General features: G+C 51.2%; 7 protein-coding genes and 1 pseudogene. 3 read left to right on the forward strand and 5 right to left on the reverse strand.

What is annotated here, in order from left to right; all coding sequences use genetic code 11:
• Positions 1–802 precede the first annotated feature (802 nt).
• Positions 803–2656, reverse strand: coding sequence for an endo-1,4-beta-xylanase (locus tag CIK99_RS06120; RefSeq protein WP_094380674.1), 1854 nt, complete (start codon positions 2654–2656; stop codon positions 803–805).
• Positions 2657–2873: 217 nt separating this feature from the next.
• On the opposite strand from CIK99_RS06120, the gene CIK99_RS06125 reads away from it, so the two are divergent.
• Positions 2874–4823, forward strand: coding sequence for an alpha/beta hydrolase-fold protein (locus tag CIK99_RS06125; protein ID WP_094380675.1), 1950 nt, complete (start codon positions 2874–2876; stop codon positions 4821–4823).
• 47 nt (positions 4824–4870) lie between these two features.
• Here CIK99_RS06125 and CIK99_RS14865 read toward each other — a convergent pair whose 3' ends face one another.
• Both CIK99_RS14865 and CIK99_RS06130 read right to left on the reverse strand, forming a co-directional pair.
• The gene (locus CIK99_RS14865; RefSeq protein ID WP_144007914.1) at positions 4871–5116 is read right to left on the reverse strand and encodes a hypothetical protein; all 246 of its coding nucleotides are present in this window, start codon (positions 5114–5116) and stop codon (positions 4871–4873) included.
• Positions 5117–5166: 50 nt separating this feature from the next.
• Positions 5167–5532, reverse strand: a pseudogene (locus tag CIK99_RS06130) (RagB/SusD family nutrient uptake outer membrane protein); the annotation flags it as partial.
• A 340-nt stretch (positions 5533–5872) separates the two neighbouring features.
• Here CIK99_RS06130 and CIK99_RS06135 point away from each other — a divergent pair.
• Together CIK99_RS06135 and CIK99_RS15250 are read left to right on the forward strand one after the other, a co-directional pair.
• Positions 5873–8293 (forward strand): glycoside hydrolase family 2 TIM barrel-domain containing protein, encoded by a 2421-nt coding sequence (locus CIK99_RS06135; RefSeq protein WP_094380677.1) that lies wholly within the window; start codon positions 5873–5875, stop codon positions 8291–8293.
• Between the two features lie 170 nt (positions 8294–8463).
• Entirely contained in the window at positions 8464–8601 is a 138-nt protein-coding gene (locus CIK99_RS15250) for a hypothetical protein (RefSeq protein WP_158215919.1), read from the forward strand.
• A gap of 6 nt (positions 8602–8607) precedes the next feature.
• Here the strand turns inward: CIK99_RS15250 and xyl3A are convergent, their stop codons facing one another.
• The gene (gene xyl3A, locus CIK99_RS06140; protein ID WP_094380678.1) at positions 8608–11208 is read right to left on the reverse strand and encodes a xylan 1,4-beta-xylosidase; all 2601 of its coding nucleotides are present in this window, start codon (positions 11206–11208) and stop codon (positions 8608–8610) included.
• 107 nt (positions 11209–11315) lie between these two features.
• Positions 11316–13112 carry a RagB/SusD family nutrient uptake outer membrane protein gene (locus tag CIK99_RS06145; protein ID WP_158215920.1) on the reverse strand — a complete coding sequence of 599 codons (1797 nt, stop codon included), beginning with the start codon at positions 13110–13112 and terminating at the stop codon, positions 11316–11318.
• Positions 13113–13117 lie beyond the last annotated feature (5 nt).

Genomic DNA, 13117 nt, shown 5'->3' on the forward strand with positions numbered 1-13117 from the left:
GAAACACCCGCTGATTTTCTGTTTTCCAAGAAAAGACAAATAAGCAGGGCAGAAGTGAAACAAAAGTTTCTTCTTACTATCCTTATCTACACTTCTCTTACGTGAAAATTTTTGTTTTTATCTGTCATCTGTCACCATAGGCCTATAAGTGCTTAATATATAGCATCTTAGGGCTGGTGACAGATAGGTGACAGACGATTTTGTCTGTCACCGTCGTCGTGGTCAACCTTCAGAGTAAACAATGACAAGTAGAGTCAACGAGAATTATCATTAAGTACATTAACTTGGCAACCTGTTTTATCAACAAGACGATAAGTAGTCAACATAAATAGTTTAACTTCAGGCGGCTACTGACAAGCCGTGTGAAAAGGGAAATGGATAGCTTGTAACACGACTGTACCACAGTTAGTGACACAAGTGTTCCATAGTTATGGTACGGTCGTGTCACTAACTGTGGTACGACCGTGACACACGAGTATTCAGTTGTCATCTAAGAGGGATGGTAAATGACTCTCACCTTTGCTCTCTTACTTTATCAAAAGAAGCTATTCGTGGAAAGTTGAACATGTAGGAATTTTGTGATTTATTTGTATCAAAGGGGCAATATACGAGAACATTGTGTGCGACAAGTTGGTGAAGCGAGGCTATGACCTGCATCTCTTCAGCACGAGAAGTCAACTATGGAAATGGTGAGTTTATACATTGATTTCGCAAAAAAACAGACTTTCGGTATAAATCTCAAAATAGTAAGATTTAGACCGAAAGTCTGCAATTAAGTATGGATGTAGCGTTAAATATTTGATTATTTAACGACTACCTTTTTGCCTCCTACGATGTAGATACCGCAAGGCAGCTGGTCGAGTGATGTGGCTGACATGCGCACACCTTGCATGTTGTATATGCCCTTGGAGATGTCGATGGTGTCGTCGGCCTCAATGCCACGAATACCGCTCGGTTCGCCGCCGTTCAGTCCACGTACGAAACCGGCATAGACGTGCTTGCGGTAGTTGTTGATGTCCCAGATGCCGACAGGTTCGCCGCCACGCCATCCGCTGTTGGCAGGAGCGTCGGTGGTACACCACTGGCAGATGCCCCACTGCTGTTCGGGAGGTATGATACGGAAGTACTCCTTGATGATCCACTCGTAGAAGTCGGCCATCTTCTTGTGTTCGGCTTCGGTCAGATCAGCCGTCTTCGACGATGCTCCCCAACGGTCGGTACCGTGCACGTAACCCATATCCAACTCACTTACTCTCACGAGTTTGCCAGAATTAGCCATGAGCTGGAACATCTGAGTGATATGTTTCTTGACGTTGTTAAGGTGAGTGTCGCTCTGAAAACAGCTGATGTGCATCTGTGTGCCTATACCGTCAATCTTTGTAACCCCGTCAGCCTCCCACTTCTCTATCCAGTTGATGAGCGACTTCAGTTTCTTGTTGTTATCCCAATCAGACTCTAAGTTATAGTCGTTGATGAAAAGGACGATATCCTCGGGACCATATTGGCGTGCCAGGCGGCAAGCCTGACGGATGTATTCAAGGTCGCCCATGTGGTCTTGCCAGTAGAACGCGTCGCCGCCTACATCCCATGTGCCTTGGGCGTAGCCCTCAGAGTGCTGCAGGTCGTAGTAGCCGTCGCGGTCTTTGTCGGCGCCAGCTACGGCTTCGTTCACGAGGTCCCATGCCTTCACCTTGCCGTCACAGGCTTCCATCATTCCCTTTATCCACTTGTCCATGGCCCATACGAGCGTGTCGTGGCGTTCCTCTTGTGTGAGAGGGCGTGTCTGGCCTTCGTAGCCTTCAAACTTGATGTTCTTAATATACACGTCGCCCACATAGTTGACAACGTGGAGAAGGATGAAGTTGTTGTCCATAGTAGGCTTCACCTCCACTTTCACATCGTTCCATTCGGTGTTGAAGTTTACGCTGAAGTTTGCACCGCCACTCCAGTTGCCCACGCGGCCGTCGAGCTTGCCTGAGCCAGTACCCTTGACAGTCATGGTCATGGTGTAAGTCTTGCCCGAGGTGAGGGCGATGTCAGACATTGGCACAAACTGCGCCTGCCATGGATATGACTTGGTGGTGGTCACCTTGAGGCCGTCGGTAGAGCTAAAGCTGATGGAATAACCCAATTTGTCGATTTCATCGGGCTTCCAGCTTACGGTTTTGTCGCTACGGAAATCCTTGTTGGCAGCTGTCTTCCACACTTCCTCTCCGCCATCGACCTTCTTGTCGGCGAGCAGCTTCAGCAGCCATGCCTTAGGCTGTTGCGAGTGCCAAGCGAGGGTGTGACCATAGACGTTGATTCCGCTTTTGTCCGCGGCATTGACGTATTTCTTCACATTGGTGAAATTCATGTTGCCGTTGCCGTCCACACAACTTGCCATCTTCATGGCATTGCCAGCCACGGTCTCGGTGAAGTTGTTGTTGATCATGCTCTTGTATGTGCTGTTGCTGAGATACGTGTTAACGGTGGTGCCGGCACCGAGCTTGAAATTGGGATACTTCGAATAGTCGATGTATTCCTTGAGGGCCTTATAGCCATCGAGGTATCGGTAGTTGTCGTCGTTGGGTTTGCCCAACTCGAATGATTTCTGTGCCATCGTCGGGACACACATTCCTGCCGTAAGCAGTAGTAAATAGATATTCTTCTTCATGCGTTATTGTTTGTTATTGTCGTATTTTGGTGTGCAAAGGTAATAATAAATCTTGTAATAAACATATAGATTTATAACAAATTCTTTTTGATTTGTTGCATCACATACTTTTATCCAATATTAATTATTAAAAAATGTGTCTATGTTGTTGCAGTTTCACTTTTTTTATGTACTTTTGCGGCACTATTGCAAAATTAACTAATTAAGAACCAATAAAATGATGAAAAAAAGTATTCACAGATTTGCAGCCGCAGCCATGGCACTGCTTATGACTGGTGCTGCAACGGCTAACAATTGGAAGGACGTCGATTATGTAGGCGACGGACTGACAGGTCACAAACTCGACATCTACACTCCCGACGACGGTCAGCCGACTCACAAGGTCGTAGTGCTCATATACGGCAGTGCATGGTTTAGCAACAATTCCAAGGTTGATGCCTTTAAGTCATACGGACAACAATTGCTCGACGCGGGTTTTGCCGTGGTGAGCATCAACCATCGCGCCAGCACCGAAGCCAAGTTCCCGGCACAGATACAGGATGTAAAGGCTGCCATCCGCTATGTTCGCGGCAATGCCTCAAAGTATGGTCTCGACACCTCTTTTATAGGTATCACAGGTTATTCTTCAGGCGGTCATCTATCTTCATTGGCTGGAACGACCAATGGTGTGAAGACCCGCAAGTTTGGCAAGGTGAAGGTGGATATCGAGGGACAGCTCGGACAATACACCAAGGAGAGCAGCGCAGTAGATGCCGTGGTGGACTGGTTTGGACCTATCGACATGAGCCGCATGGAGCGTTGCGAGACATATAAGGACGCAAGCTCGCCAGAGGCTGTCATCATCGGCGGTCCGTCAGCTGAGAACCCCGACATGGTGCGCGCCATGAACCCAATGTCGTATATCGACAAGAAAGACCCGATGTTCCTCGTCATTCATGGCGACACCGACCCAGTGGTGCCTTATTGCCAGAGCGAGTTTTTCTCAAAGGCACTGAAGGACGCAGGCCGTCTTGACAACTTCATCACCGTGCCCAACGGCAACCATGGTCCTGTGACCTTCAACAACGAGACCTTCCAGAGCATGGTGAACTTCTTCCAGCGCCAGGCTGGCATGGAGGAGACCAAGCTGCCTCAGCCCTCGGCTCTGAACATTCGCAACCAGGAATATCCACGGGTGCTGCAAGACGGCAGAGTGGAGTTTCGCGTGAAAGCTCCAACGGCACAGAAGGTGCAGATAGACCTTGGCAAGCTCTACGACATGAAGAAAGGGGCCGACGGCTTGTGGACCTGCACTACCGAACCGCAGTCTGAAGGCTTCCACTATTACTTCCTCGTGGTTGACGGCGTGAAGGTGGCTGACCCCGCAAGCGAGTCGTTCTATGGTTGTAGTATGATGACGAGTGGAATAGAGATTCCCTACCCCGCAGATAAGGCCGACCGCTACCAGCTGAAGGCCGACGTGAAACACGGCGAGGTGAGCCGCGTGCGCTATCAGTCGAAGGTGAACGGCAAGTGGAAGAACATCTACGTTTATACTCCTGCCGGTTATGCCACCAGCGGCAAGCATTATCCTGTGCTCTACCTGCAACATGGCGGTGGCGAAGACGAGCGCGGATGGAGCAACCAGGGCTTGACCGACGTCATCCTCGACAACCTTATCGCCGAGGGCAAGGCTGAGCCGATGATCGTGGCAATGATGGACGGCAACTCGCAGGACTTCGCCGCCGAGTTGCTCACCGACGGCATCCCTCTCGTGGAAAGCCGTTACCGCACGCTCAACACTGCCGACAGCCGTGCGTTGGCAGGACTGTCGATGGGCGGCATACAGACGCTGAACACCTCGATCATGCATCCCGAGTTGTTCCGTTATATAGGTGTGTTCAGCAGCGGATGGTTTAAGAATCCACAACCATTTATGGCAAACAGCTCAGGCGAACCGTATTACGCCAAGCTCAAGGAGCGTGCCGACTACTACAACAAGCAGTTCCGCGTGTTTTATCTCACCATGGGCGGACAGGAAGACATAGCCTACGAGAACTGCAAGGCCATGCGCGAGCGTTTCGACCAGATGGGCATCAAGCACAGCTACTACGAGACTCCAGGCGGACACACATGGCCCGTATGGCGCGAGAGCCTCTACTTCTTTGCGCAGAAGTTATTTAAATAAAGTTGACGAGTAAACGAGTTGACGAGTAAACTCGTTTACTCGTCAACTTACATAACAAATCTTATTATCGCCCCTTCTATTAGCATGGCGCGGGTGCGATGGTGTTTGCGGTTTTTCTTGTTATCTACATTCACCGCAACCACTTTGCCTCCATGAAGGGATGTGACCTCGGGGAAGATGGTGTGGCCAACGACGATGCGGTCAACATCATGACGACGGAGAACCATGGCGAGGGTATCAGGAGCTATGGGACTGTATTTCGGATCGTCGCGCACCATGCCACGATACCACAACGGACCTTTGGATGAAAGGAGAAACCACGTGAGAGGCGAGTCGGCACGGCGCTGCTGTCGGGATTGGCACGGCTGACGATGGCATTGAGATATTTTGCAGCCGACACGTTGTCGCCAGTCTTCACGGCAGCCTCAGCGGCGTTGAGATAAGCCTCGGAGAGACGTATAAGCGGTATATTGGCATCCATGATATCCTCGCCGTCTTGTGGCTGATACTTCTTGACGAAGGCACGCTTGCTGCTGTATTCGAGCAGTTGCAGGCGCACGTCGGCAGGATCCTCGTTAAGCAGGGCATAGAAGCTGGATGTGAGACAGATGTCCTTGTAGCCACTTGGCGAATGAAGACGGCCGAGCGACTCCTTGCCAGGACTGTCGTCGGTGGTGTTCACGATTTCGAAGAGCACCTCGCCCTTATTTATGTTATCTTGTCAAACACCACGACCGACTTGTCTGATACCACCCGATAGGCAAGGTTACGTTTCACGAATGCCTTGTCGACGTGCGGCAAGGTTGAACACCGTTCCGAGCACGGTCACATCAAGATATATGGGAGGAGCGTGTTTCTGTAATTCTGACGTGAATAAGCGGGGATTGAGGCAAATAGTCAAGTCAAAAGGACAAATAAATAGTGTAAAGTTTTCTTTCATGCCGGGAGCTAATGACAAAACATTAAGCATTTTTGCCAAATATGCAAGGTCAGATAAAAAACTATTGAGTAATTTTGCAAGCGCATTTAAAATACAACTTATTAAAACAATGGTAAAGAAAAGGACTATATTATCTATAGCAATAGCTGCTATGCTCCTGCAATCGCCTGTGTATGCACAGTCTGACAGGAAAGTGACCAACATCAACCGAGGATGGCTTTTCCGGCTGGGCGAATCCTCTTCGGCCATAACGACTGCAAAGGCTAAGGCTGAGGGATGGAAAGAGGTGAACCTGCCTCACGACTTCCAGATAGAACAGCCATGGGTGGCTCCTGCTGCCGACGAGAAAGCCAACACCAGCGACGCCGGGGCTAACATCAAAAGCCGTCTCTCTGCAAGAGGATTCAAGGAGATGGGCTCAGGATGGTACGTAAAGGCTTTCACACCATCTATTGAAGATAAAGGAAAACGTGTGTTGATTGACTTCCAGGGCATCATGTATCTCGGCGACGTGTATCTCAACGGAAACAAGATAGGCGGCACCGACTACGGATATGTGGGCTTTGAAATTGACATCACCGACAAACTGCGCTACGGCGAGGAAAACACAATAGCAGTGTATTCTAACACCGCAAACCCAAGAGACTCGCGCTGGTACACGGGAGGCGGACTGTTTCGCGATGTCAACATCGTATATACCGACCCTCAGCTCTACTTCAACCGCCATCCGCTAAATATCTCCACACGTGAAAACAAATTTGTCGATATGACTGTCGATGTGCAGTGCAAGACAAAGCAAAACACCATTGCCATACAGGTGACAATAACATCGCCCGACGGAACCGTGGTAAGCGACCGCAAATACGAACTGAAACGCGTGCGTAACTACAAGTTCGGACAGGAATTCGCCCTGCCCGCCGTTGAAATAGCAAACCCGCAACTATGGGACTGCGAGCATCCTAACCTCTACACCGCCACCGTCAAGCTCATACGCGAAGACGGCACAGTGAGCGACGAGACTTCGAAGCGGTTCGGCATACGCGACGTGGCTCTCGTGCCAGGCAAGGGACTGCTGCTCAACGGCAAGAAGGTGCTGCTCAAAGGCTATGCCAACCACCACACTCTCGGAGCACTCGGTGCAGCAGCCTACCCACGCGCCATGGAGAAACGCATAAAGCTGATGAAGGATTACGGCATGAACCACATACGCACATCTCACAACCCCTACTCTGAGTCCTTCCTTGACCTCTGCGACGAAAACGGAATACTCGTTGTAGATGAACTCTACGACAAATGGAACGACCAGTATGTGGGCGGCGGAAGAGCACATTTCACAAACCTGTGGATGGACCATGTGGCAGAGTTCATCAAGCGCGACCGCTGCCATCCATGCGTGGTGCTATGGTCGATGGGCAACGAACTGCAGTCGTATAACGACACTCCGTTCAACGACTGGGGAGTGACGCAATACAAACTCATGAAGACCCTCATACAGAGATACGACACCACACGCAAGGTGACCGTAGCCATGCATCCACGCTATCGCAATTGGGAGACCGACTCTCTGCCTTGCGACCTTGCTAAGGTGACAGACATTCAGGCATATAATTATAGGTACATGTATTTCCCCGGCGACGGCAAGCGTTTTCCATGGATGAACTTCTACCAGAGCGAGGCCTCTGTGGCTGCCATGGGAGAAAACTTCTTTGCCATGGAACTCGACAAAGTCATCGGACTCGCCTACTGGGGAGCCATCGACTATCTCGGAGAAAGCCAGGGATGGCCTGCCAAGGGATGGGCACAGGGCGTGTTCGACATTGCTCTCGAGCCCAAGCCAAAGGCATACTACATGCGTTCGTTCTTCAAGCCCGAAGAGCCTGTGGTGCATATTGCAGTCACCGAATCAACAGAGAGCGTAATGTGGAACGGAGTGCAGACCGGCAACGACGGACAGAGCGACCACTGGAACCGCACTCCCGGCACAAAGCTCTCACTCACCACATACACCAATGCCGACGAGGTGGAACTGCTCGTGAACGGAAAGAGCTACGGCACCAAGAAGAACGACAAGGGCAACGCCAAGATGCGCAACCAGATACGCTGGGAGAACGTCGTATATCAGAACGGATACTGCGAAGCCATAGCACGCACCAACGGCAAGATAGTGGCTCGCCACAAGATTGAGACCACGGGCAAGGCAGTGGCCTTGAAGTTGTCTGCCGACAACGACGCATGGCTCGCCGACGGCATGGACCTCCAGCACATACGCGTGACAGCCGTGGACAGCAAGGGCAGACGCGTAAGCAATGCCGTAGCTGATGTCACAGTGAAGGTAGATGGAGAGGCAAGCGTTGTGGCCATGAGCAACGGCAACATCAAGTCAGACGAACTCAGCGTCACCAACCGCCAGAAGCTCTTCAACGGCTCGTGTCTCGCCATACTCCGTTCGGGTCAGTCGCCGTCTCCTGTCACAGTCACCGTTTCCGCCCCGGGCTTCAAGACGGCAAAGCTAAAGCTATCAACAAAATAAAGCGTTTCCTGTAAGGGAAGTTAAAGAAGAAGTTTCCTTGAGCGAAGCGAAAAAAAGGAAGTTAAGGAATTTAAATAAGAAGTTCCTTAACTTCCTTTTTCTGCGAAAATATTGCAACATATTCGGAAAATGTGATATCTGAGGGTAAAAATGCGCGGAAAATGTGATAAATGCTCGGTCTGGCAACTGCCAAGACCGAGCATGGTGACACCGCCGAACTATCCGGCGGCAAAGCAGGAGAACTCGACCGGGTGGCTAATGCCAAAGGATCGGTAAACCTGCGTATTGTGGAAATCGACGTGCTATAGTGATGATCAAAGTTCTATGGTCAGTCGTTGCAAGTCGCCAGTGCGTGAGCTGTTGCCCACAAAGATCTCATACTTACCAGGAACAACACGCATGGTGTTGGTCTGTGGATCAAAGAGGGTGAACGACTCTTCGTCGAGCGAAATGCTGACTGCCTTACTCTCGCCTGCTTTCAGTGTCACCCTCTCAAATGCCTTGAGACTCTTCAATGGACCGTCGGTATCATCACACCGGCGGACATAAACCTGTATGACCTCGGTGCCTTCGCGTCGGCCCGTATTCCTAAGCGAAAGACTCACCTTGCACTTCTCGCCATTCACCACTGCGGCATCGCCTTTCGAGCACTTCACACCGCTCATCTCAAATGTGGTGTAGCTCAATCCGTAACCGAAGGCGTAGAGAGGATCAGAGAAATAACGATAGGTGCGGCCCTTCATTGAGTAGTCCTCATAGGCAGGCAGCTGGCTGCTGTTCTTATAGAATGTGACGGGGAGCTTGCCCTGTGGGTTGTAATCGCCATAAAGCACGTCGGCTACAGCCGTACCGCCTTCCATACCGGGATACCATGCTTGGACGATGGCTGCGCAACGCTCTGCCTCAGGGGCAAGGGCGATGGCAGAACCGGAACAGTTGACATAGACAATCGTCTTGCCAGCCTCGGCGAGATGGCGTATGAACTCACGCTGCACTGCGGGCAGTTCGATGTGTGTGCGGTCGCCGCCTCTGAAGCCGTCGATTCTCACTGGCATCTCCTCGCCTTCGAGCTGCGACGATATGCCGCCGACAAACACTACGGTCTCTATGCCCTTAAGGCGATTGATGGTCTCTGCATAGTCGATGGGGTGTTCCTCGCCGATATTAAACTTCATGTTGGCTCCCCATGTCTTCACGGTGTGATAGGTGAGTTCAACGGCATACTCCTCTCCCTTCTTCACGTCGAGTTCAAAACGCATGGGCTGGTCGCGCCATGTACTGTCGGAGGCGAGCACACGGTCGTTTACCTTAAGTGTAAAAGCGCCCGTATATTGCATGCGAATCACTGCCTTTCCGTTCTGCAGCGGAGCAAAGACGGTCTCGTACTTGGCAGAGAAGTCTTCCATACGCACGCCCTGTGCGAAGGTGTGCTGACCGCTTGTGGTGACGGCGATGGGATTGGTGTAATACTCTGTCACGACCGGTTTTCCCGAGCGAGACGTATTGTTCCAGAATGTACCCTTCACGCCTTTCTTTCCGTTAGAAGAGCACTGTGGCAAAAGGCTCTTTACCACCACCTCTTCGGTGAGGTCGCAACCCTTGAGATATACCACATTTTTCTTTCCTGCCTTTGCTTTTATTCCGTCAAGAATGGTGACGGTGGAGTTTGGCGTTCCATTATAGTTTCCCCACATCATAGGGATATTGTCGGCATTGGGACCGATGACGGCAATCTTCTGTTTCTTGGAAAGTGGCAAAACCGGTGCTGGTGATGTCTCGTTCTTCAAAAGCACGATAGTCTGACGAGCCATGTCGAGTGCCAACTGCCTGTGTTCCTTACAACTCAATACAGAGGCAGGAATCTTTGACCATTCGCAAAGGTTATGGTCGTCCATCTCACCAAGTTCGAAACGGCCTTCGAGAAGACGGATGACGTGCTTGTCTATCTCCTTCTCGGTGATGAGTCCCTTCTCTACAGCCTGTGGCAACTTGGCATAGGCATAGCCATAGCCGCACTCCACGTCGGTACCGGCGATGGTTCCCTTTGCGGCGGCATGGAGCTGTGTGGAAGACGACTTATGGGTGGTCCAGAAGTCGGCAATGGCACCACAATCGCTGACAACCATATACTTAAAACCCCATTCATCGCGTAGTATCTGCTGTAACAGACGGGTGCTGCCGCAGCAAGGCTCATCGTCCCAACGCTGGTAGGCGCACATCACCTCGCGCACCTTGGCTTTCTGCACAAGGTCCTTGAATGCCGGCATGTATGTCTCCCAGAGGTCGCGTGGCGATACATCGTTGATATTGGCATGATGACGTGTATATTCCGGTCCACTATGGATGGCATAGTGTTTGGCGCAGGCAAGGAGTTTGCGGTATTTAGCCTCCTCAGGACCTTGCAGGCCACGTACCACGGCCTGTCCCATGAGCGAGGTGAGATAAGGGTCCTCGCCGTATGTCTCCTGTCCACGTCCCCAGCGCGGGTCGCGGAAGATGTTCACGTTAGGGGTCCACACCGACAGACAATGGAAACGCGAGGAGCCTACACCGTTCTGATACTGCTCATTCCACTTTGCGCGAGTCTCGTCGCTCGTGACCGAAAACACTTGTTCTACGAGTGGCACATTGAACGACGAGGCCATGGCAATGGGTTCGGGAAAGACGGTGACATTGCCTTGGTTTGCCAAGCCGTGAAGAGCTTCGCTCCACCAGCTGAACGCCTTAATACCCAGACGAGGAATGGCTGGCGACTCGTCACACATCAGGAGAGCCTTCTCCTGAAGCGTGAGACGTGACGTGAGGTCAACTGCACGTTCATGAGCCGACAGGTTAGGATTCTGATATGGCAGCATCTGTGCCATCGCGCTACCACAAAAAGCCATTGCAGCAGCAAAAAGGATAAGTTTTTTCATATTGTTGGATTATGTATTAATTCCAAATAAAGCAGAGCCTTGTCATCACGACAAGGCTCTGAGGTAATAATAACTAACAAAAGTCTAAATTCTGCCTATAAGCATTATTACCAGCCTGGATTCTGCTCCAGGTTAGGATTCTTGTCCATTACCGTCTGTGGGAATGGGAACAATTCATGCTTGCCCTTCTTGAAACCTACATCGAAGCCTTTGTCCTTAGCTTCGCTTGAAGAAACGGTGTAGAAGCGGCTGTTAGCCTCTGATCCATTCTCCCATTTCACACTGCGGTCAGAGCTTGAAGGAGTGCGGAACAACTTGTCGAAGAGGTGAGGAACGTCAGTACCTACCTTCTCTAAGCGAGCCAGAGCAGTCTGGTCGTTCCAGCGCATGATGTCGAACCAGCGGCAGCTCTCAAGCCACAACTCGTAAGACTTCTCTCTCTTCAGCACTTCCATATCCACTGATGCGCTGATGGTCTTTGAACCTGCACGCTGCTGGATCTGGTTGATGACAGTCTTTGCCGTTGCAGCGTCACCTGTCTGGATACATGCCTCTGCATAGTTCAGCAGAACCTCTGCATAGCGCATGATGATATAGTTGTTGAGACGGATGTTGTCGCCATATACCTTGCCTCCGGTGTCAGCTGCGCGGATAACCTGCTTGAATGCCAGCCAGAAGGAGTTGCCATAGAGTCCCTGTGTCGGGTCGCTGATACCGATTTTCTTGCTTGCCTTCTTCTCTTCAAGAGACATGTTATTGATACTTTCGTCGATGTATTCCATGTTATATACAGCATCGTCGATGTGCTTCAGAGTAGCGTCGAAACGATAAGAGTGACCGTCGTTGGCGAAGAACTCGTCGCCGAACCACTGTGGTACACCAAGACCGCCCCATCCGTCGAGACCGCCGCAATAAACCTTGTTAGGAGAGGTCACGAAGTTACCGGCACGCCAGTTCCATGCGTTAGCCTCCATCCAAGAAGAACGCTGGATCATACCGCCCCATCCGCTCTTGCCTGCGTTGTACTCGAAGTTGATCTCAAACACTTTCTCCTCGTTACCGTCACCCTCGATGTGGAAGTTGTCCATGTAGCGGTCGCCAGGAACGAGAGCGTATTTGCCAGAGTCGATGACCTTCTTCAGGTTAGCCTTTGCCTGGTCGTACTTGCCAGCGAAGAGGTAAGCCTTACCAGCGAGAGCCCATGCGAAGCCCTTGGTCACGCGAACGGCACCGTCAACGTCGGCTGTGCTCTTGCGCTCGTCGAGGTCGGCAGCAGCCTCCTCACATTCTTTTGCCACCCAAAGGATGAGGTCTTCGTGAGAGATTGGGTTCTCAGGATCCTTGTCGCAGTTGTAGGGCAGTGCGTCACCTGCGAGAACTGAGGTCACGAAAGGAGGTGTGCCCCAAAGGTTAGCGAGCAGGAAGTAGTCGAGGGCGCGGAGTACGCGAGCCTCTGCCACCACGCGCTTCTTCACTGGAGTGTCTGGGTCCTTGAAGTTGTCGGTGATGAGGTTACATGTATATACCGAGAGGTAGATACCAGAATACTGGAAGCGTGGCACCTCAGCTTCGGTGTCGTAACGGAACTCGTTAAGCATACCGCTGAACTCGTGGTCGCCATAGTTACCGCTGGCGTAGAGCACGTCGTCGCCACACATATTGGTGATAATCTTATAAGGAGTATAGATACCAGGACCGCCCATGTCAGGCTGGCGTCCTACCACGTTGCACATGAAACCTTCGTAAGCGGCTGCCAAAGCTGCCTCAGCATCAACATCGGTCTTATAGAATTTATCGGTGGTTGTAACACCCTTCTGTTCAATGTCGAGCTGGTCCTCGCACGATGTCAGCGCCATTGAGCCTACCGCAACAGCGAGGATTGTTGAATATAATGTTCTTTTCATTGTCA

The organism is Prevotella sp. P5-92 (genome assembly GCF_002251245.1).
Lineage (GTDB): Bacteria > Bacteroidota > Bacteroidia > Bacteroidales > Bacteroidaceae > Prevotella.

Coding starts and splice junctions, on each gene's coding strand:
- CIK99_RS06125 (WP_094380675.1), top strand. CDS start 2,874: ATGATGAAAAAAAGTATTCACAGATTTGCAGCCGCAGCCATGGCACTG.
- xyl3A (WP_094380678.1), bottom strand. CDS start 11,208: ATGAAAAAACTTATCCTTTTTGCTGCTGCAATGGCTTTTTGTGGTAGC.
- CIK99_RS06120 (WP_094380674.1), bottom strand. CDS start 2,656: ATGAAGAAGAATATCTATTTACTACTGCTTACGGCAGGAATGTGTGTC.
- CIK99_RS06135 (WP_094380677.1), top strand. CDS start 5,873: ATGGTAAAGAAAAGGACTATATTATCTATAGCAATAGCTGCTATGCTC.
- CIK99_RS15250 (WP_158215919.1), top strand. CDS start 8,464: ATGCTCGGTCTGGCAACTGCCAAGACCGAGCATGGTGACACCGCCGAA.
- CIK99_RS06145 (WP_158215920.1), bottom strand. CDS start 13,112: ATGAAAAGAACATTATATTCAACAATCCTCGCTGTTGCGGTAGGCTCA.